Source organism: Acinetobacter sp. S54, from assembly GCF_016624945.1.
Taxonomy (GTDB): Bacteria; Pseudomonadota; Gammaproteobacteria; order Pseudomonadales; family Moraxellaceae; genus Acinetobacter.
Genome location: NZ_JACVUI010000013.1, coordinates 1 through 21,652 on the forward strand (window position 1 = coordinate 1; position 21,652 = coordinate 21,652).

The following is a 21,652-nucleotide window of genomic DNA, read 5'->3' on the forward strand; positions in this document are numbered from 1 at the left end:
TACGTGCGGCTTATTACGTTCAAACTTGGCTTTAGCCATGATGATCTTCCTCATTTACGTCGAAAGCAAGCTACAAGAGGCTACAAAAGGCACCGAAGCTACACAGCACATCGACATTAGTCTAAAAAAACAGACGCCCAATACTTTAAAAGCAGACTAATAAGCCTGCTTTTGAAATTGTTGTGAATTTTCATTCACCAAACTGTATCTGGAGCTCTTATCGAGATTTGAACTCGAGACCTCTCCCTTACCAAGGGAGTGCTCTACCACTGAGCTATAAGAGCGATAATCCTTCGATGGAGCGGGAGACGAGGATCGAACTCGCGACATGCAGCTTGGAAGGCTGCCACTCTACCAACTGAGTTACTCCCGCACAGCGTTGGTACATTTACCACTTCAATCGAAGTTAATGGTGGTGAGAGAAGGATTCGAACCTTCGAAGCTTACGCGACAGAGTTACAGTCTGTTCCCTTTGACCGCTCGGGAATCTCACCAATATCACACTTAACTTTCAGTGCATGTTCTTTACCTCAACAACGATCAACCTTAAGATGGTGCCGGCACACGGATTCGAACTGTGGACCTACTGATTACAAGTCAGTTGCTCTACCAACTGAGCTATGCCGGCGCTTCTTAGTGTTTCGTACGTTTCGTATCGGAACGGTGTGCAGTTTAGCAAAACTCAGAAACGATGCAAGCAGTTTTTTTAAAAAAACTGCTAAAAACTCATAAAATCAATCCGTTTGACGATAATTCAACCGCTTTGATCACTGCGCGTGCTTTTATTTGAGTTTCATTCCATTCTGACTCAGGATTTGAGTCTGCAACCAGCCCCGCTCCAGCCTGCACATAGACTTTTCCATTGCGGATAACACAGGTCCGAATGGCGATCGACATATCCATTTCACCATGCCAGCCCAAATACCCAACAGCACCACCAAAAACTCCACGTTTTACCGGTTCAACCTCGTCGATAATTTCCATAGCACGAATTTTGGGTGCTCCCGATAACGTTCCCGCAGGGAATGTTGCCTTAAAGACATCCAAAGCATCAATATCATCTCGTACTTCACCCTGCACATTAGACACAATATGCATGACATGTGAATAACGCTCGATCACCATGCGGTCGGTCACTTGCACCTTGCCAATTTTGGATACACGCCCTATATCATTGCGCCCCAGATCTATTAACATCAAATGTTCAGCAATTTCTTTTTCATCTGCCAATAGTTCATGTTCCAATGCCAGATCTTCTTCTTTGGTTTTGCCTCGAGGACGTGTACCAGCCAATGGACGCACAGTAGCAATTCCATCTTCAAGTCTGGATAAAATTTCTGGCGATGACCCTACGATATGAAAAGGTTGATCATCCGTCAGAGTTCTTCCTTGGACTAAAAATAAATAGGGAGAAGGATTCAAATGACGTAACGCGCGATAAACCTGCAAAGCATCTCCATCAAAATCTGAAACCATGCGATGACCCGGCACCACCTGCATGACATCACCCGCTCGAATATATTCTTTTACAGTTTCAATTGATTCGAGAAACTTAGCCTTACCGGTTAGAGATTCAAAATGCGGCGCTGTGTGAGTTTTGGCTTGCAAACTAATAGGGGTAGCCAACAAACGCTCTAGAGAATCTAGTTGGTTTTGTGCAGATTGATAAGCTTCTTCGTCATTCGTGTTGGCATGAACGATAAAAAAAAGCGTATCTTTTAAATTATCGAAAATAATGACGGTCTTAGACAACATCATCCAGATATCTGGCAAACCCACTGGATCAGCTTCAGGGACATTATTTAAACGAGACTCAATATAACGCACTGCATCATAACCAAAATACCCCACCAAACCACCAGTAAATTGGGGTAGAGCTGGAATTAACGCATGGGGAGGAACTTTAAACTGGGTTTGATAATCACGAATGTATTGAAAAGGATCGGCACAATTTTGCGTTTCAATTTGCCCCTGCGCATTTTTAATGGTCAACACACCTGCATTGCAAGAAAAAACCGTCGATTCACCCAATCCAATGATTGAGTAGCGCGCCCAGTTTTCACCACCTTCAACCGATTCAAATAAATAGGCTTGTGTATGATCTTTTAAACGCGCAAAAACAGAAAGCGGGGTTTCAGTATCCGCTAAACGCTGTCGATAAACTGGAATAGTGTTATAGCCAGCAGCCTTTAATTGTTCAAATTGTGCAAGTGTAGTCATGAATTTCTCTCAATGGTTTTTAGTAAAGCACGATAATGTTGATAAAAGACGCGATTATCGCCATCGAAAAACCTGACCCAAATTCATCCCAAACTCCTTAATGCACACTCTAATAAAAGACTTTCATTTAAACCAATAATTGATCCAGACGATCGACCACTTGTTGCGGATCACTATCGTAAATATTCTCACCATGATTATAGCCATAGCTGACTACAATACAATCGATACCTGCACGGCGAGCAGCTTCTATATCATTTTTTGAATCACCTACCATTAATGTTTGCAACTGCGTGGTCTTAAATACTTGCATACTATGTAATAACGGCAATGGATCCGGTTTTCGTAAAGGAAGACTATCTCCACCGACTACAAGCTCAAAATAATGATCTACCTCAAGCTTTTGCAATAATTCTTTTGCCAGATGTTCAGGTTTATTGGTCACACAAGCCATATCAATATGACGTTTTTTACAGACATCCAAAAATGATTGGACCCCCTCAAACAAACGACTGTGAACACATAACTCCTGCGCATAGACTTCTAAATATTTTTCTAATAATTGTTGATGTTTTTCTGGTTCAATTTGACCGAATAAAAACTGTAAAACTGCATCACAAAGTTTGCCTGTGCCCTGCCCAACCCACTGCCGAACTTGAGCTTCAGTAACCTCGGCCCAGTCGAGCTGTTGTAAACTCAAATTCATAGAACGATACATATCTGATGCGGTATCGACTAACGTCCCATCCAGATCAAATAAAATTAATTTACGCTGTTCAAGCTGTAACAATGACATTTGACACCCTGTTTTCAATTTTTAAAAAATACGAAATAAATAAAGGCATGCCCATGCATGCCTTTAATTTCTCAATCAAGGCACTATTTAAAGAACACCCAAGCCAATACTGCCAGAATAATAATGATGATCACAGTCATCAAACCAACAGATGCATTTTTTTGTTGTTCTTTTTCTTGTTCAACTCGGGAAACAGGCTGCTCGATGGGTGTAAGTTCAGGTTCAGCTTGAACCTTGACATCAACACCCTCTGGAATAGGAGCAGGTTTTGGTACTACGACAGATTCTGGCATACCCTCACGACTGACTGGGGTCGCAACTGCCCGCTCATTTAGACTTGGCATACCCGCATCATTCATCTCCTGAGCCGGAGTTTTTAACACTTGTTGTACGGGTATTTCTGTTACAGGTTCAACTTCAATTTCTGGTAAGTCCTGATTTTGCTGTGCAGGTGCCAAAACTGAAAATTTGAGTCCTGCAAATTGTACAATATCTCCTTCATGCAATTGAACGTCTTGCTCAATACGCAAATCATTGACAAAAGTACCATTTGAAGAATTTAGATCTTGCACCCAGAGCTGATCATCTTTTAAAAGAAGCGCCGCATGCTTACGTGAAACTTCTGCAGCTTGTAAAACCAAATCGGCATCCTGCCCACGGCCAACCAGCAAATCATGATCAATACTTATTTCCTGCCCCGTAAACTCGCCCGTAATCGCTTGTAACTTCCAAGTCATAATTAAACTCTCTAATTTTGATTTAGTAATATCATAACATGCTCAAAATACGATTTCGTGCCGATCCTGTTAAGATGCTGGTCGTACTGTCGTCGTGGTTACTGTATTTTTTGTGCGCTCAACCTCTTTGGCAGGTAACTGCACGGTAGGCTCAACTGCAACAGGCGTAGTCATGACCTGATTCTGCCCTGCTGTTGGAACTTTTTGATAATTTGAAATTTGCGTTGCAAGTGCCGCAGAAGTGGGTTGATAAATATTATCAACATTATCAGGAAGCTTAGCGAAGTTACCATCCCGATCCATCGACAGCTGAAGACTATAAAGTTGATTATAGCGCTGCTGGGAAATACGACGTACATCATTTGCATCCCCCACAATAGTTGGATGAATAAATACTAGCAAATTACGTTTTTCATTACTGCGCGAATCTGAGCGAAATAAACGACCAACATAAGGAATACTGCTTAACCCTGGAATACCCTGACGTGACAATAAGGTATTATCCGAAATCAAACCACCTAATACTACAGTTTGCCCATGTTCAGCCAACACAGACGTTTTAATTGCACGTTTACTGGTAATTAAGTCTGTAGCCTCACCTTTATCTTGAACAGCAGACACTTCCTGTTCCACTTCCAGACGCACCGTTCCATTATCACCAATATGCGGCACCACTTTTAGGGTAATACCAACATCTTTACGCTCCACAGTCGTATAAGGATTAACACCCGTGCTATTCGTCGTCACCGACCCTGTGACAAAAGGTACATTCTGACCCACTACAATATAAGCTTCTTCATTGTCCATGGTTACAATAGAAGGGGTCGAAAGTAGATTAGATTTAGTATTGGTTTTCAGAGCTTGAATCAATGCACCATACGCTTTACGTGAATCAAAATTCCCTAGCCCAATGGTTGCGCCATTCCCTTTATTGGCACCACCCGCAATAGCAGCCGCAGCACCAGAGGTTCCGCCACTAGCATAGCCTGCGGCAATGGAAGCCAAACTCGCCCCCACATTTCCAAAGCTGATTAATCCAACACCACTACTTAAATCGCCCAAAGCCCATTGAATACCCAATTGATCCGAATCATCACCCGATACTTCAATAATCGCAGCTTCGATCAATACCTGCTCACGGCGAATATCCAACTGTTGAATAGAAGACTCTATTTCACGCATAAGTTGTGGATCTGCTTTGACCACCAATGCGTTTTGTGAACTGTCTGCAATAATACTGACACCGTTATTGTTAAAACTGGTAATCGCATTCTGGTTCTGACTTGAACTGGAATTATTATTCAGATTAATCGACGGCGTTGAAATAGAACTGCTTCCAGTACTGGAACTGTTATTTTGATTACCAATGAGATTATTAATATTATTAGTTGAATTTGAAGTCGAATTATTACGGCTATTATTATTTGAGGATGAGACAGATTGCCCTGTTACTAAACCCTGTAGAATTTCTGCGAGATTTTTAGCACTTGCATATTTCAGACGAAATACTTTTAGCCCTCCTAAACGGTCAGCAGAAGGAACGTCTAAAGTTTCAATCAAATTACGAATGCGCTTACGACTGCCTGTATCTCCCTTGACCAAAATCCGATTAGTTCGCGTATCTGCGATTATGCGTACACGCGAACCATTGAGGTCTTTAGAGGAACCTGTCGAACTCATCGATTCAAGCAAGCCAATAACTTCTTCTGCCTGACTATTCTGTAAAGCGACCGATTCGACGTCATTTTGCCCAGTGCCATCCAGATTACGGATAATCGTTTCAAGCTGGGCAATATTCGTCGCACGATCCGAAACAATCAATGCATTGGTCCCTGGCACAGCAGCCAAATTGGCAAATTGTGGCATAAGCGGACGTAATGCAGGAATCAAATCATTTGGATTAGTATTTTCCACCCAAATAACGCGCGTCACCACTTGGTCCCCTCGTGCATTATTGCGTGCATCATACGGAACACCTGAGTTCTTGACATTACTGTCTGGAACCAGTTTGACGGTATTACCTGAAGGAATGGCCACTACACCATTGACATTCAAAACCCCTAAAAATAGATCATATACTTCATTTTTATTTAAAGGCTTATTGGAGATCACCGTAACATTGCCACGAACACGCGGATCGACCGCAAAGTTTTTACCTGTAATATCCGCTACTTCATTAATAAATGCAGTTAAATCAGCATCGCGTAAATTAATCTTCCATGTTTGTGCAAAGGCACTTGTACTAGTAGCTGCCATCACTGGAGCGGCTGCCAGTAAAGCCCAAAGTGGACGATGATTCAATAAAGCCATAGCCTGCTCTTTTTCCTAACTCGTTATGATGATCAACATCACTTAAAAACTTTGTTGTATGGTCATCACTTGATCACCACGTTTTATTTCTATTTTGACCTGACCTTCTCGCTTCACTTGTTCTAACAGTTGTACGTCATTCTGTCCTTGACCAACTGACTGTCCATTGACGGAAAGAATGCGATCCCCAGATCTTAAACCTAAAGTATTACGAAGTGCCGCAGGGGTACGATCTGTTACTTCATATCCCGATCCATTGGCAGCACTCACTCCCATATTCTGTAAATATTGATCGCGATTTTGCTGCATTTGTTGAATAGCTTGCCCAATCACGGCGTTGGAATTTTGTGCAGCAGCAGGGGGAACCGCAGGCGTTGCAGGAGCAGTTGTGGTTGGAGGTACAATTGGCTGATATAGACCATTTTCAAGCCCCTTAAAACGAATTTCACGAGTCGCACCACCACTTTGACGCAATATCACATGATCCCAATACACTTCTGACAACTGATAAGCGCTATTATCAATGCTATCACCAACCCGATAACGCTCGGCTTTATCATTGACTTTAATTACAGCGGAAGAAAAACGATTGGGGTAGCCAATCATCACACCTTGTAATTCAAAAGTTTGATTATCGTTCGCCGCGGTTGCAGTGGGTTCGTTAAATAATGAAAAGCTAGTGATATTGGGAATCCGTGCCTGCATGGATCCCAGTTCAACACGATCAAACTGCATAGCTTGGGGGGGAGCGACCACCCACCAGAATAGTGAAGCCAATTTCCAGCATAACCATACAATTAAAAAGATCAGCACCACAGCTGATAATTGATCAACTTTCTGCCATGGCATCCGTTGTATACGCTCAAACACTGTTTTCATTAAAATCCACCTGAGAACAATGGTTGACGAGTACTAATGACAAACGTATCTAGCCCTGCTTTACCTTCATAAGAAGGAACATTCAACAGTAACCGCTGGGTAAGCTGGACATCCAGCATCAAGTTTTGGTCAAAGGCCAGATTCGCCATTTTTTGACTACGTTGATCACGAATATCAAGTTGCAGACGTCCATCTTTATCTTGTATTTGTCCTTGTAATGATGGCATGTTCATACGCTCTTGACGCTGCCCAAAGGTATATACCAATTCTCCACCACCCCAATGCAACTGCCCTTCGCTCTGTGTAAATCCCTGTTCTTTTTGATAGTTAAATTTCACATCACTCAATTGAATACTATTTGCTGGCCACTGCCAGTTTACAATTGATTTTAATGTTTCGGGTGCAATCTGACCATTAAGTTGACGAATAATAATTTTTTTACCAAAGCCATAGCCCAAAATACCTTGCAACTGAGTATTACCACTATGAATTTCAACATTAGCAGCTGCCCGCAACAGAATTAAATCCAGCGGACGCGTATTCCAGTGCAAAGAACCTCGCAGATTACCCCGATGCCAATCGGCTTGCCCCTGCCAAATATTGCCACTGACATTACTGAGGGTCTGATTATTTTTAGAGAATTTTGAAATTAACCAATTCGCAGGAATTTGTAAAACCACAAAGACTAAAAACGCAATAACGGCAAACACCCACCACGCCACTTGCTTCGATTTTTTTTTCATTCAGCCATTACCACTATGCAAACTGCCTTTCCCTGTTGAGATTTTTCTCTTTTAGACATTATGCATACTTTTTCAACATCGCCAATTCAACTCTATAAAAAAACCAAGCATTCTTGCTTGGTTTTTCTCACTTTAAGGTGATTGAGTGACAAAAAGATGAAAACTAGATTAAGAAATCTTCAAGTTTGGCACCTTTTTCCAATTCAGCCACTAACCAGCGTGGTTGTTTACCACGACCTGTCCAGGTTTCTTCTGAATTGTTTTTATTACGGTAGCGCGGTTCTACTGATTTACGCGTAGTTTTTTTACGCTTTTGCTCGCCGTACTCAAGTAATTCTTCAACTGTAAAACCAACCGCCTCAGCAACTGCCAAAATTTGATTATATGCATCTTCGATTGCTTGATCTTTTTTAGATGCAATTAAAGCTTCCGCTTCTTCTTGCAAACGTTTTAATTCATCAACCGAAAGATCGCTAATATCTGGTTTCATTAAAAACCTACTCCAATAAACAAAATATTATTCAGACAAAAATTTAAAATTAATTCTTTGAATTAAATTCAAACTAATACTATTTTAGTTCTAGTCCCTTAATCAAGTATTAAAACCAAATTTTAAACAACAAACTACAAATATGATCATTCAGATTACTAGGTCGAGGATTGTATTATATCGAGAGATTTAATTGATCAATGACTCATCTTATAATAAATCATCAATAGCATTAATTAGGACTCAATAATCGAGATCAATTTTCAATCTCAATAAAATTCAATATCACTTAAAAATAGACATTTCTGTCTACTTATTTAAAAGTTTTGTATTTTGCAAGGTGATATAAAAATATTCAGAAAAATCAAACTACCACAGATATATTTTTAAATCATAATAAATAAAAAAAAGGTATCATTCTCGAATGACACCCTTAACTACTTTAAATTCATATTCAAGTTATGAAACAAAAAAATGGATTTAGAACAGTCATATTTTAACTCAGATTAATATTTCTTCTAACCCTTATATCTGTAAAATTAGTTGTAATACACGCTAAGCTTAAAGGCAGATTAAGCATCAAGTTGATGACCTGCTTGTTGTTCCAGCATGATAATTTTCTGCTTCACATGTGCTGGAATTGCCTGCTTAGTTAGGTGAACTGGATCAACCACCACCATCACCGCCTCACCAGTGGCTACAACTTTTTCCTGAGTTGTACTCCATAATATATAATTCATTCTAAACGCACTATTACGAATTTCTTCGATTCTTGCGCCTATTTTTAAAGTATCTGGATAAAATACCGGACTTAAATATTTGCACTGATTTGATGCAACTACGGTATATATTTTCTCATCAAAAATATTCAAACAGTCTAAATAACGAATTCGGGCACTTTCAATATAACGATAATATAAAACATTATTCACATGACCAAAGGCATCCATATCCCCCCATGCTACGACCTGCTCATGAATCACCGGATAGTGTGTAAGCTCATTCATAATCTAACTCATATTTTAAATTGTAGAAAATTAGCATCATTTTCAAAGACTAAGTTTAATTGCTGAATCTGACTTTCATTCAATTGCGACTTAATCCTTAAATAACTCATCAGCACATCATCTGGATACAATTGCAACAATTCATCGGCTTCAGTTTGCCGTTTTGTTGCCATATAGACATGCCATTTTGCAAAAGTCAGGATAGGCATACTCAAATAACGCTGCTCAAACTGTTCTATTTTTTTCTCAATATCTCGATAATCTGGATTCTGTTTTAATAATTGTTGTTGAAACCATAAATAAAATACATCTCGATCAAACTGTTCATTCAGCAAATGTAAAGCCAACATTTCATGCTGTAAGCTCATTTCTGGCAACCGTGCAAGCAATTTAAGCCACAACACCTTGCTCGTATAAGGTCGCGTTTTAATTTCTTGCTCTAGATCTAAATAACGCTGTTGGATGGCATGTAAATCATCTAAAGAGGCTTGGTCAAACTGTGTCAGTAATTGCTGCAACCACATATCACGGCTGTGGGGATCAAGATGACCATATTTCAGAGAACGTAAATACACCCAAGGTTGTTGCAATGCCAATTGTCCCCAAAGCACCGTGATGCGTTGTTGATAGGCTTGTTCAATTTGTTTGAGCCATGGCGATAATTGATGTTGTTGCAAAAATTCTAAATGCGTTAAAGCTTGTTCAGTTTGACCTTTAGCCAAAAAAAGCTCAATACGTTGTAATTCAGCCAGTTCAAATGCCATAGGCGAAGTATGATTCAATGCATTTAAAGCTTGATCGTATTCTTCTTTCTGAAATAAAAGCTTTGCCTCAACAATTCCTTTTAGCAGACCCGATTTCTCAAAGACCTGATTAACAAAATTTTGCTGATCTTTTGCAGCTTCCAACAACCAAATTACTCCCAATTGTTCATAGGGATGCAAATGTGAAAGATTAAAAACCGTTTCCAATTTACGCTGTTCACGATGTAAATATCTTCGGACTGTCATCCAGATCAGTTGTACTGATAAAGTCAACACTCCAATTAACAGTAATAATATCCACACATTGGTCTGTAATTGCCAGTCGCGCCAATAGATATAAACATAACCCGCACCATAGCCATAACTCAACACGCTGAGTAAGGCCAATAGGCACAAAGCCACCACGGCATAAGTTTGGAGTAATGCGCGCATGTATTCTCCTTATCCCAATAGCTCAAGCGTAATGAGTTTAGGTACAGGAAGCGTTGGAAGTTGTTTCAGCTTTTCCAACCGCATTTTTAAATCTTGACTTGCTTTATCTGGAAGTTGTGCTAACTGTTGAGTCGCCATGGTCAAAACATGCTGATATTCAGTTAAATGTCCATCGTTGATGGCCTGGCGAGCCAACAATAGGCGCAGTTGCACTTCTTTTAAAATAATACGTCGATTAATTAACTCCGCAGGGGCGCGATCAACTCGCTGCAATTGAAACCATCCTTCCCAAAAATGCTGTTGTTGCTGTCGCTTTAACTCTACATGGCTATTTTCTTGCGCTGTTTGTAAATCTTTATCTATTAATTGAATCAGATCATCGAAGCTTTGTTGTTGCTGGTTTTTAGAAATAATAAATTGCTGAATTGCTTGTTTATCTTTATTGATACTCTCATGCAAGCTGCGTTCTAACGCAGGCGCGAGCGTATAACTAGGCAATAGCTGATTAAGCTGGTTGAGTTTATCGACTGCATAAATATACTGATGTTGTTGCAATGCAAATTGTACTAACTCTAATTGTTGTTTGATCACCGCAACAGGGTTTAATGTCGCATGAAGAGATGCCGAGGAAGTGTGCTCACTTGGTGAATTAGACGCTGTAGTGGAAGGGTTCGCCAACTGTCGTTGCAAAGCAACCAGATGATCATTCAAATTGGCATTATTCTGCTCAATCTGCGTGATATTTTGTTCAAGGAGATCAAAACGTTGAGAAAGTTGATATGAGTCATAACTTAACTTCGCTAGCCACAGCAAAGCCAAAATCACCATAAACCCGATAAATTTCCTCATAAACGTCCTTCATCTTTCTCTAACTGGGCCAACACAGTGTTAGGCTTTAAGTCATCTACACGGCAAACCGAATAATACGCATTTTGCTGATTTTTATATGTCATTAATATGTGAAATAAACGCTCACCCAATACCATATAACAACATCGATGACATACTGATGGCAAGGCTTCAACTAATTTCAGCCAATTTAACCAACTTGCCTCACTACTCATCAAAACCCATACTTTTTCCTGCTCTGCCAAAATTCGAGATGTCAATATCGGTAGATATTCAACGGTTTCCAAAGGGCAGTGCCTGCTATATAACACAAAATTTAAAACCTCAATACCTTGTGAGGCTAAATGCTGCATCATGAACTGACGCCCACCTTCACCGCGCCAGAATGCAATCTGTTTTAAGCGTGAAGGTTGTTTAAACATCTCAAGCTGTAGCATGCCTTCTGATGTTTCAATCGCAGGTACTTCAGCATTAAGCTGGTATCGCGCAAGATAATCCGCCGTACTTTTTCCAACTGCAACCCATTGAATATGTTTGAGCTGTTGAATGTCTATTCCTGAGCGATGCAGATAGCGCAAACCAATTTCCGCTGCGGTAGGACTCACCACCACAACCACCTGAGTCTGTGCAAGCTGCTGATAAAGTCTAACCAACTCATCTGAATAAGGTGATTCAATCAATTCCAATAAAGGATAATCAATCACCTCATATCCCTTTGCCTGTAGGGATTGATTTAACTGTTCAGCTCGAACTGTAGGTCGGGTATTGATAAATAACATAGCGAGTACAATTGCTTAGTGTAATGCACTTAGTAACTCACCTGCGCCCTGCTGTAAGAGTTGCTGCGCCAGACGAACACCAAGTTGTTCAGCGTTTTTAATTTGGTCAGACTGCTGTGCACAAAGTAAAGTTTGTCCATCTATGCTGCCCACTCGACCTTCAATCGAAATTTTAGTCCCATTTAAAGTCGCATAGCCTGCAATAGGTACTTGGCAACCACCTTCAAGATACGCATTAAAAGCTCGCTCTGCACGAACACAGTGCCAAGTTTGTTCATGTAATAAAGGTTGAATGAGACCCAGAACATTTTGATCATCTGTACGGCATTCTAGTCCCAGCGCACCCTGACCAACCGCCGGCAGACTCACCTCAACCCCAAGGGTATGACGAATACGACTTTCCAATCCTAAACGCTTAAGTCCCGCACTGGCTAGAATAATCGCATCATATTGATCAGCATCCAGTTTAGACAAACGAGTCCCCACATTGCCACGTAAATCAATAATGGTTAAATCTGGTCGTTGTTTTAAAATTTGACATTTACGGCGTAAACTAGATGTACCTACTCGTGCACCGCGTGGCAAATCATCAAAATGGGCAAAGCTGTTAGATACAAAAGCATCGAAAGGATCTTCACGTTCACAAATCACTGGCAAGCATAAACCCTCAGGCAAATGCATCGGTACATCTTTCATGGAATGTACAGCCAAATCAGCACGACCATCCAATAAAGCGGCCTCTAATTCTTTTACAAATAAACCCTTACCACCAATCTTTGCCAGCGGTGTATCCAAGATTTTATCGCCTTGCGTTACAAATTTAACTAATTCCACCTTTAAGTCAGGATAAAGTTCCTGCAATCGAGCACGAATATGTTCTGCCTGCCAAAGAGCAAGCGGGCTTTGACGAGTCGCAATTTTCAAGGTCTGCATAAATCTTGGATCAGTTAAAAACAAACTCTAAACTTAACCCGATCTCTTAAAATTGCAAGTAAAATCTAAGTTAAACAAGCTCAAAACCAACGAATGGCGATATCTTGTTAGAGTTTTTGCATACGTTCGCGTAGTTGTGGTAAATGACGACGACTTACGGAAAGACGCTCACTTACCTCACGACAACGGACTTGATACTGACCCGAAGTAACTAATTCAAGACCTTCAAGATAATCAATTGAAACCAGAGCATTACGATGAATACGTATAAAACGCTCAGGAAACTCTTGCTCAAGTTCTTTTAACGTTTCGTCGATGAGTACACTGCCATTTTTGTGACGTACCGTGACATATTTTTGATCTGCCAGAAAATAATAGATATTTTCAATCGGAATTAGTTCTACGCCACGATAGGTTTTGGCTGTAATTTGATGTCTTTGTATTTTCACGTCGTCCATATCTTCTTTTTGTTTTATCGTACTCAGCTGAGCTTGAGTTAATTTGGTTAAATGATCTAAAACTTGCTGCAAATCTTGTTGGGAAATCGGCTTTAGTAAATATCCTTTGGCTTGAGATTTAAACGCCTCAAGTGCATGATCATCATAAGCCGTGCAGAATACAATCGCAGGCATGGGATCAAAATGACTGATTTGTTCTGCACAAAACAGGCCGTCCATGCCAGGCATTTGAATATCGAGCAGAACAACATCTGGTTCATACTGCTCAGCCAGATCAAGCGCATCCTGTCCATTATTAGCAGTCGCGACCACTTGATGCCCCAATTGCGTAACTAAACGTGACAATCGTTCAACCGCCAGAGGTTCGTCATCACAGATTAAGATCCTCATTTCTCCTCCTTGTCGCGTTAACTGGTTTGTTTCGTTTTAATCGGTTAACCCTGACTTATTATTGTTTGCCTGATATTGGTAACTTACCACTGTGGTATACAACCCACGCGCACTATAGGTTTGAAACTTGACCGTATTTCCATAATACGCTCTGAGACGCTGTTTCACATTATCTATAGCAATACCGTGTCCTTCTCTGGTTTTTATTGTATCGTGACTGTATGGATTGGTAATGACTATACTGACTTGATTTTGCAATATTTCAACCAATACACCAATTTGACATGCCCCACCAATTTTTTCTACTCCATGAAAAATACTATTTTCAAGTAAAGGCTGCAAGGTCAACAACGGAATTTGTATCATTTTAAGTTGTTGAACAGTATACGGAATTTTCCATTCAATATGAAATCTATCACCTAATCGAATTTGTTCGATAAATAAATATTGTCGACAAAGTTCAATTTCATCATTCAAGGTGACTAATTTAAGTTGCTGGAAACTGGCACGAAATAGCTTAGATAAACTGATCAGCATGGTTTCTGCTTTATCTGGATCAAGACTAATCAAGCTAACTACACTATTTAAGCTATTAAATAAAAAATGTGGATGAATGCGCGCTTGCATGGCTTGTATGCGTGCATTCAACTCACTGTATTGCTGGGTCAACCATTGATCACGCACATACATGTAGCGCAGACAAAATGCTCCGAGCAAAATGCCATAGCTTAAATGCATGTCCACACCAGCAAATAAAAGATCGCGATTGAAATGGTGTAGAGTGAAATAACTACCCCAGTGTTGCAAAATATTGCCAATACAAGTGGTTAAAAACACGATGATTTGCAACAAGATAAAACCAATAACCAAAGCGGTGACTTGATTAGTGCGATTAAAAAAAATGTGGAAATGATCTAAAATCGCTGAAAATGACAATACCACCCAGTTAATAAAAAACACATATTGCATAAGCCTTAAGCCCTGCAATGTCTGCCACGACCCTGCTTCTGCCAGTGCCAACACGATCGCTAATACGTTACTGGCCACTATCAATTCCAACAAATGTTGCCACTGACCTATTTTGGTAAAAAAGTAAGAGTTACCTGAAAGTCGAATCTGTTGATTTAAATCCATCGAACTCTGGGCATCGGCAAGCCTTGAGGAATTTGTTATACTCTTTTTTATTTTTCGCTTTTTTTTACCGAGCCAACATGACCACATCTTCGAATTCCCCTCATTCATCTGCCCAGAACCAGACATCTGGTATGTGGGGCGGTCGCTTTAGTGAAGCGACAGATGCTTTTGTTGCTGAATTTACCGCATCTGTACAATTTGACCAACGCTTTTATAAACAAGATATCGCCGGTTCGATTGCCCATGCCACTATGTTGGCAAAAGTAGGCGTCCTCACGGATGCTGAACGTGATGACATTATTCAGGGCTTAACAGCAATTAAGTCTGAAATTGAGGCGGGCCAGTTTGAATGGCGTATCGATTTAGAAGATGTACATATGAACATCGAGTCTCGTTTGACTCAACGCATCGGTATTACAGGCAAAAAACTACATACAGGTCGTAGCCGTAACGATCAGGTCGCGACCGATATTCGTTTGTATTTACGTGATGAAATTGATGATATTTTATCGATTCTACTGCGTTTACAAAAAGGTTTACTGGGCTTAGCTGCAAAAAATGCCAATACCATCATGCCTGGTTTCACTCATTTACAAACAGCACAACCTGTGACTTTTGGACATCATTTATTGGCTTGGTTTGAAATGTTCATTCGTGATACTGAACGTCTGCAAGATTGTCGTAAACGTGTCAATCGTATGCCACTGGGCTCTGCTGCATTGGCAGGCACGACCTATCCGATCGATCGTGCTTATACTGCGGAACTTTTAGGTTTTGAAGCAGTATCTGAAAATTCACTGGATGCTGTTTCTGACCGTGATTTTGCTATTGAGTTCAACGCTGCAGCAGCTTTAATCATGATGCACTTGTCGCGTATGTCTGAAGAATTAATTTTATGGACATCTGCTCAATTTAAATTTGTAAATATTCCTGACCGCTTTTGTACAGGGTCATCGATTATGCCGCAGAAGAAAAATCCAGATGTACCTGAGTTAATTCGTGGCAAATCTGGTCGGGTTTTTGGTGATTTAATCAGCCTTTTGACGCTGATGAAAGGTCAACCTTTGGCTTACAACAAAGACAATCAAGAAGATAAAGAACCACTTTTCGATGCGATTGATACAGTTCGCGGTTCGCTTATGGCTTTTGCAGACATGATTCCTGCCCTAGTGCCAAATATCGAAATTATGCGAGAGGCTGCACTTCGTGGTTTTTCAACGGCTACAGATCTTGCAGATTATCTGGTGAAAAAAGGTGTGGCATTCCGTGATGCTCATGAAATTGTGGGTAAAGCTGTGGCACTAGGCGTGCAGGAAGATAAAGATTTATCTGAATTAACTCTTGAACAACTTCAGCAATTTTCAGATTTAATTAGCGCCGATGTATTTGATAAAGCATTAACGCTAGAAGCTTCTGTCAATGCGCGTGACCATATTGGAGGAACTTCTCCAAAACAGGTGACGGCCGCGATTGTACGTGCTGAAAAACGTCTTGAACAACTTTACGCTTAAGGAAAACTCATGAGTCGCCAAGTATTTTGTGTTAAATATCAAAAGGAAATGGAAGGCCTCGATTTTGCACCATTTCCTGGAGCGAAAGGTCAGGAATTATTTGAGCATGTTTCTAAGCAGGCTTGGCAAGAATGGTTACAGCACCAAACCACATTAATTAACGAAAAACGCTTAAATGTATTTGAACCAGAAGCTAAAAAGTTTTTGGAAGAACAACGCGAGAAGTTTTTCAATAATGATGAAAGTGTCGAAAAAGCTGAGGGCTGGAAGCCTGAGGAAAATTAAAGCATCGTTTTAGCTTTCTTCACGATATCTGCAAAAAATTTTCTTTAAAAAGTAGTCTTAGTGACTACTTTTTACGTTTATTACATAGAAACATATAATATTACATAGCCTCACAAGACTCTGCATGATTCTTTCAATTTTTCTTCCTATAATGATTCCATAGCAAGGCATTAAGCATCCCCCAATGCAGCCTTACGATGTTTTCTTCCCAGATTTCTCCCCCCAAGAAATCTGGGATTTTTTTGTCCGTCTTTTCTTACGCAATCTATCTACTTTTATCCCTCGCATAATTTCAATCATTTTAATATTCTAAAGTTGACGTCAGCAGGAAGCAGACGAATTATTATCATATTTGCTGTGAAGCATCACCGAAAGGATATCGGATACTATTTAGGCACACATCTCATCGATAAAAAAAGACCTTGAAATAATTCAAGGTCTTTTTTTATGGGCATAAGCTTCAGAATATTTTTATCCGCGATGCACTTTTTCTTCGATTTCTTCTATGCGAGTATGTCGGACATCTAGACCTTTGGCGATATAAATGACTTGTTCAGCAAGATTACGAGAATGATCACCAATACGTTCCAGTGAGCGCAATACCCACATTACATTAATTACCCGTGAAATATGACGAGGATCTTCAATCATATACGTCATTAATGTACGTGTTGCTGACTGGTATTCACGATCAATGTCGGCATCTGCAAGCAATACCTGCAACGCCTGTTCTGCATCCAAACGCGCAAAGGCATCTAGCGCGTCATGAATCATGACTCGAACTTGATTACCAATATGACGTGTTTCCATATAACCACGTGGTGAGCCGCCTTCTTCACACAAGTTCTGAGCAATACGGGCAATTTTGGCCGCTTCATCACCAATTCGTTCCAAATCTGTATTGGCTTTACTCATAGCCAATACCATACGCAAATCAATGGCAGCAGGATGACGACGCGCCAAAATCAAAGTCAAACCTTCATCAATATCTCGTTCAAGTTGATTCACGGTATTATCTTTAAACTGAACATCAAGTGCCATGTTGACATCGGTATCCAATAGGGCATGAATAGCATTGGCTACTTGTTGTTCGACCAAGCCGCCCATGGTCATGAATTTCGTGTTTACATCTTGCAAATCTTCATTGAATTGCGAAGAAATATGATGACTTAACACAGGATTACTTGGACTCAAGGGAGCCTCCCATCAGGATCGAATGAACAAACAAGGATAGACCGTGATTAAAACATATCCAGCATGAAAGTTTTATGACAAAAACCGCAATTTTGGCATTTTATTGAGACTTATAGACCAACCAATGATTTAACTCTAACAGATCAGTTTCATTGAGTTGACCAACCGATGCCTTTAATTTTAAAACATTCAAAACATAGTCATATTGAGCATTCAAATAATCTTGTCTGGCATTAAATGCATTACGCTGTGCTAACAGTACATCCACCATAGTTTTTAAACCTTCATTATAGCTAGCCCTCGAAGCATGTGAGACTAGATCGGCCGAATCCATCGCCGCTTTACGCGCTTGTAATTTAGCCTGATCCGTTTGTACCTGCATAAAAGCCTGTTTGACCTCAACCGAAGCATTGCGTTTGGCTGAATCAAGCTGATATTGTGCTTTACTCAATTCCACGGTTGCTTTTTTAATAGAAGTGCGAGTACGTCCCCCATTAAAGATATTCCAGTTCATTTCTACCCCAATCTGATCAAACTTACCATCATTGGAAATCAGGGTTTCAGGCGTTTGTTTGGTATAACCATAACTCGCAACAGCATCTATCTGTGGATAAATTGCAGCTTTTTCCACACGGCGAGCATCATCAGCATATTGTTGTTGCAAACGAGCTTGTTGAATAGATAAATTTTGCGTCTGTGCGAGATCAAGCCATGCATCAAGTTGTGCTGGATACGGCTTTTGAAACTCAAAATCATCCGGTAATACTGCTAGTTTTTCATTCTGATACGGCCCAATAAACTGGCTTAATTTTTCTTGTGCCACCATCACCTGAACTTGTCCACCAATCCGATTGGCACGTGCATTTTGATATTGCGCATCAGCTTCACTGACATCACTTCGCGCTATTAAACCCTCTTTAAGTTTGGCATTCATCATATTGAGTTGCTCAAGCAAGGCTTTTTCTTCCTGCAAATAAGCAGCCGTCAAGGATTGTTGACGTAACACCTCAAAGTATGCCTGTGCAACGTTTAATACGTGTTCCTGTTTTTGCAATTTTAAGGTAATTTCACTCAATAAAACCGATGTTTTTACCTGCTTATAGCCTTCCCATGCATCAACACGAAATAAAGGTTGACGTGCATTTAAAGCAATTTGTTTTTGAGTTGAAGTATTGCTAATCAAGGCATTGGAAAACTCTTCCGAACCTTCTATTCCGCCTAAATCACCAAAATCTCCACGTTTGGTAGTTTGATGGTTCCGTGTGATATTTCCTGTCAATGTGACAGTCGGCAACAAATTACCCGTTGCCAGCCCCAAATTCAGTTTATCTGCTTCAAATTGATAAACATTCGCCTGCCATGCGGGATCATTTTTTTTGGCGCGATCATACGCTTCCACTAAGTCAAGGGCAAAACTAGAAATGGAAACACCACATAAACTGGTCATGAGCAGTATTTTTTTTATGGTCATGAAACTTATATCAATCCTGAAAAGTTGCTCACTAAGACTAAGAAAAATGAATTAAAAATACAATCGGCAGGATGTGGGGAATTGTAGTAAATCCATGTTAGTATTGGGCCATGCTTGACGGAGCGCGAGTAATGACTCGCTGAGATTGGGTAAATCTATTCTTCTCTTTGAATATATTTGATCCCAAGTACCGTTGAACCTGATCAGGTTAAGACCTGCGTAGGAATCAAGCCATCTAAAAAACTATATCGCTCAATTTATCTATTTTTTTAAAGATAACTGTATTTGCGTTTTTTTGGTTGCTTGATTCGTTAGTGTTTTTCATAAGGATCATGCCATGAACCAGTTAACGAATCTTTCCCCTGCTGATGCACCCACCCAATATGCACAGGCTTCAGCACAACACGAACAAGATGCCAAAGATTTAACCCGCATTTTACCTGCTTCCCGCAAAGTTTATATTCAGGGTTCTCGTCCAGATATCCAAGTGCCTTTTCGTGAAATTTCTCTCACCGACACCCCAACAGGTTTAGGCGGTGAACATAACCCACCACTCATGGTTTATGACACTTCTGGCGTTTATACTGATCCCGATCTCCAGATTGATCTAAATCAGGGTTTACCTTACGTACGTCAGACTTGGATTGAGGAACGTCAAGATACTGATGTGCTCTCAGGCCTAACTTCAAAATTTGGTCAGGAACGTTTAAAAGACATTCGCACCGCAAATATTCGCTTTGCTCATATTCAGAACCCACGTCGTGCTAAGTCAGGTAAAAATGTCACGCAAATGCATTATGCCAAGCAAGGCATTATTACTCCCGAAATGGAATATATCGCGATTCGTGAAAACCAGCGTCAACGTGAAGGTGTGGATATGCGCCAGCATGCTGGGCAAAACTTTGGCGCCAAGAATTTAACTGAAATTACTCCAGAATTTGTACGTCAGGAAGTCGCCGAAGGACGTGCCATTATTCCAGCAAATATTAATCACCCTGAATGTGAACCGATGATTATTGGTCGTAACTTTCTGGTAAAAATCAATGCCAATATCGGCAACTCTGCGCTGGGCTCATCCATTGATGAAGAAGTCGCAAAAATGACATGGGCAACGCGCTGGGGTGCGGATACCATCATGGATTTATCTACGGGTAAAAACATCCATGAAACCCGTGAATGGATTATTCGTAACTCGCCAGTACCCATCGGCACAGTTCCAATCTATCAAGCTTTAGAAAAAGTAGATGGAGTTGCAGAAGACCTAAACTGGGAAATTTTTAAAGATACATTGATTGAGCAAGCTGAACAGGGTGTAGATTATTTCACGATTCATGCAGGCGTATTGCTCCGTTATGTCCCAATGACCGCAAACCGTTTAACCGGTATTGTATCCCGCGGCGGTTCTATTATGGCTCAGTGGTGTTTGGCACATCACGAAGAAAATTTCCTGTACACCCACTTTGATGAAATCTGTGAAATCATGAAAGCCTATGATGTGTCCTTTAGTCTAGGCGATGGTTTACGTCCAGGGTGTATCCAAGATGCCAATGACGAAGCGCAGTTTAGTGAACTCAAAACTTTAGGTGAATTAACGCATCGTGCATGGGAGCATGATGTACAAGTCATGATTGAAGGTCCTGGGCATGTGCCTATGCATATGGTCAAGGAGAATATGGACTTACAGCTCGAAGTTTGTAAAGAAGCGCCATTTTACACACTTGGCCCTTTAACCACCGACATTGCACCAGGTTATGACCACATTACTTCTGCAATCGGTGCAGCCATGATCGGCTGGTATGGCACTGCGATGCTCTGTTATGTAACACCCAAAGAACATTTAGGTTTACCTAATAAAAAAGACGTCAAAGACGGTATTATTACTTACAAAATTGCAGCTCATGCAGCGGATCTTGCCAAAGGTCATCCGGGTGCACAGGCTCGCGATAATGCCCTGTCTAAGGCACGTTTTGAGTTCCGTTGGGAAGACCAGTTTAATCTGGCGCTTGATCCAGATACTGCACGCAGCATGCATGATGAAACCATGCCTAAAGAGGCGCATAAATCAGCACACTTTTGTTCAATGTGTGGTCCAAAATTCTGTTCAATGAAGATCACTCAAAATGTGCGTGATTATGCTCAAAACCTAAACCATGCGGCATCTTCGACAGCCAATGATTTAGAAGTTGAATCAGGTCTCAAAGCGATGAAAAATGCCTACCACGAAAACGGTCAAAAATTATACCAAAAAGTCTAAGTAGTCCAAAAAAAGC

General features: G+C 40.5%; 19 protein-coding genes, 4 tRNA genes and 1 riboswitch. Of the genes, 3 read left to right on the forward strand and 20 right to left on the reverse strand.

Translation table 11 applies throughout. The features are described from left to right. Positions 1 to 209 precede the first annotated feature (209 nt). The 18 genes from IAE20_RS14060 to IAE20_RS14145 form a co-directional block, all read right to left on the reverse strand. Positions 210 to 284: transfer RNA gene (locus IAE20_RS14060), tRNA-Thr, on the reverse strand. Positions 285 to 297: 13 nt separating this feature from the next. Next, a tRNA-Gly gene (locus IAE20_RS14065) sits at positions 298 to 373 on the reverse strand. A 37-nt stretch (positions 374 to 410) separates the two neighbouring features. Next, positions 411 to 494, reverse strand: a tRNA-Tyr gene (locus IAE20_RS14070). A gap of 58 nt (positions 495 to 552) precedes the next feature. Next, a tRNA-Thr gene (locus IAE20_RS14075) sits at positions 553 to 628 on the reverse strand. Positions 629 to 726: 98 nt separating this feature from the next. Further along, positions 727 to 2,220 (reverse strand): anthranilate synthase component I, encoded by a 1,494-nt coding sequence (trpE, locus tag IAE20_RS14080; RefSeq protein ID WP_200482619.1) that lies wholly within the window; start codon positions 2,218 to 2,220, stop codon positions 727 to 729. A 127-nt stretch (positions 2,221 to 2,347) separates the two neighbouring features. Then, positions 2,348 to 3,016 (reverse strand): phosphoglycolate phosphatase, encoded by a 669-nt coding sequence (locus IAE20_RS14085; RefSeq protein WP_200482618.1) that lies wholly within the window; start codon positions 3,014 to 3,016, stop codon positions 2,348 to 2,350. An 83-nt stretch (positions 3,017 to 3,099) separates the two neighbouring features. Further along, the gene (locus tag IAE20_RS14090) at positions 3,100 to 3,753 is read right to left on the reverse strand and encodes an FHA domain-containing protein (RefSeq protein ID WP_200461479.1); all 654 of its coding nucleotides are present in this window, start codon (positions 3,751 to 3,753) and stop codon (positions 3,100 to 3,102) included. Between the two features lie 69 nt (positions 3,754 to 3,822). Next, the gene (gene gspD, locus IAE20_RS14095) at positions 3,823 to 6,063 is read right to left on the reverse strand and encodes a type II secretion system secretin GspD (protein ID WP_200482617.1); all 2,241 of its coding nucleotides are present in this window, start codon (positions 6,061 to 6,063) and stop codon (positions 3,823 to 3,825) included. 42 nt (positions 6,064 to 6,105) lie between these two features. Then, entirely contained in the window at positions 6,106 to 6,942 is an 837-nt protein-coding gene (locus IAE20_RS14100; RefSeq protein ID WP_200482616.1) for a type II secretion system protein N, read from the reverse strand. Then, positions 6,942 to 7,685 (reverse strand): type II secretion system protein N, encoded by a 744-nt coding sequence (gspN, locus tag IAE20_RS14105; RefSeq protein WP_200482615.1) that lies wholly within the window; start codon positions 7,683 to 7,685, stop codon positions 6,942 to 6,944. The genes IAE20_RS14100 and gspN overlap by 1 nt, the downstream gene beginning before the upstream one ends. A 163-nt stretch (positions 7,686 to 7,848) precedes the next feature. Beyond that, positions 7,849 to 8,175, reverse strand: a complete 327-nt coding sequence (locus tag IAE20_RS14110) for an H-NS family nucleoid-associated regulatory protein (protein ID WP_120370647.1) — start codon at positions 8,173 to 8,175, stop codon at positions 7,849 to 7,851. 572 nt (positions 8,176 to 8,747) lie between these two features. Then, entirely contained in the window at positions 8,748 to 9,182 is a 435-nt protein-coding gene (locus IAE20_RS14115) for an acyl-CoA thioesterase (RefSeq protein WP_200482614.1), read from the reverse strand. An 8-nt stretch (positions 9,183 to 9,190) separates the two neighbouring features. Continuing rightward, positions 9,191 to 10,378 (reverse strand): heme biosynthesis protein HemY, encoded by a 1,188-nt coding sequence (locus tag IAE20_RS14120; protein WP_200482613.1) that lies wholly within the window; start codon positions 10,376 to 10,378, stop codon positions 9,191 to 9,193. 9 nt (positions 10,379 to 10,387) lie between these two features. Next, a complete protein-coding gene (locus tag IAE20_RS14125; protein ID WP_200482612.1) occupies positions 10,388 to 11,227 on the reverse strand; it encodes a hypothetical protein in 840 nt (279 codons plus the stop codon). Further along, complete coding sequence (locus tag IAE20_RS14130) at positions 11,224 to 12,006, reverse strand: uroporphyrinogen-III synthase (protein ID WP_200482611.1); 783 nt, start codon at positions 12,004 to 12,006, stop codon at positions 11,224 to 11,226. The genes IAE20_RS14125 and IAE20_RS14130 overlap by 4 nt, the downstream gene beginning before the upstream one ends. Positions 12,007 to 12,021: 15 nt before the next feature. Beyond that, positions 12,022 to 12,939, reverse strand: a complete 918-nt coding sequence (gene hemC, locus IAE20_RS14135; protein ID WP_200482610.1) for a hydroxymethylbilane synthase — start codon at positions 12,937 to 12,939, stop codon at positions 12,022 to 12,024. A gap of 107 nt (positions 12,940 to 13,046) precedes the next feature. Then, positions 13,047 to 13,787, reverse strand: coding sequence for a LytR/AlgR family response regulator transcription factor (locus IAE20_RS14140; RefSeq protein WP_200461470.1), 741 nt, complete (start codon positions 13,785 to 13,787; stop codon positions 13,047 to 13,049). A 36-nt stretch (positions 13,788 to 13,823) separates the two neighbouring features. Further along, positions 13,824 to 15,008 carry a sensor histidine kinase gene (locus tag IAE20_RS14145; RefSeq protein WP_200482609.1) on the reverse strand — a complete coding sequence of 395 codons (1,185 nt, stop codon included), beginning with the start codon at positions 15,006 to 15,008 and terminating at the stop codon, positions 13,824 to 13,826. On the opposite strand from IAE20_RS14145, the gene argH reads away from it, so the two are divergent. Together argH and IAE20_RS14155 are read left to right on the forward strand one after the other, a co-directional pair. Next, positions 14,999 to 16,432, forward strand: coding sequence for an argininosuccinate lyase (argH, locus tag IAE20_RS14150; protein ID WP_200482608.1), 1,434 nt, complete (start codon positions 14,999 to 15,001; stop codon positions 16,430 to 16,432). The genes IAE20_RS14145 and argH overlap by 10 nt on opposite strands. Positions 16,433 to 16,441: 9 nt before the next feature. Continuing rightward, the gene (locus IAE20_RS14155) at positions 16,442 to 16,717 is read left to right on the forward strand and encodes an oxidative damage protection protein (RefSeq protein WP_200461467.1); all 276 of its coding nucleotides are present in this window, start codon (positions 16,442 to 16,444) and stop codon (positions 16,715 to 16,717) included. Positions 16,718 to 17,188: 471 nt separating this feature from the next. Here the strand turns inward: IAE20_RS14155 and phoU are convergent, their stop codons facing one another. Then, positions 17,189 to 17,911 (reverse strand): phosphate signaling complex protein PhoU, encoded by a 723-nt coding sequence (gene phoU, locus IAE20_RS14160; protein WP_200461466.1) that lies wholly within the window; start codon positions 17,909 to 17,911, stop codon positions 17,189 to 17,191. A gap of 100 nt (positions 17,912 to 18,011) precedes the next feature. Further along, positions 18,012 to 19,358 (reverse strand): TolC family outer membrane protein, encoded by a 1,347-nt coding sequence (locus tag IAE20_RS14165; RefSeq protein ID WP_413784502.1) that lies wholly within the window; start codon positions 19,356 to 19,358, stop codon positions 18,012 to 18,014. A 132-nt stretch (positions 19,359 to 19,490) separates the two neighbouring features. Next, a riboswitch (TPP riboswitch) is annotated at positions 19,491 to 19,625 on the forward strand. A gap of 94 nt (positions 19,626 to 19,719) precedes the next feature. On the opposite strand from IAE20_RS14165, the gene thiC reads away from it, so the two are divergent. Continuing rightward, positions 19,720 to 21,636, forward strand: a complete 1,917-nt coding sequence (thiC, locus tag IAE20_RS14170) for a phosphomethylpyrimidine synthase ThiC (protein ID WP_200461464.1) — start codon at positions 19,720 to 19,722, stop codon at positions 21,634 to 21,636. Positions 21,637 to 21,652 lie beyond the last annotated feature (16 nt).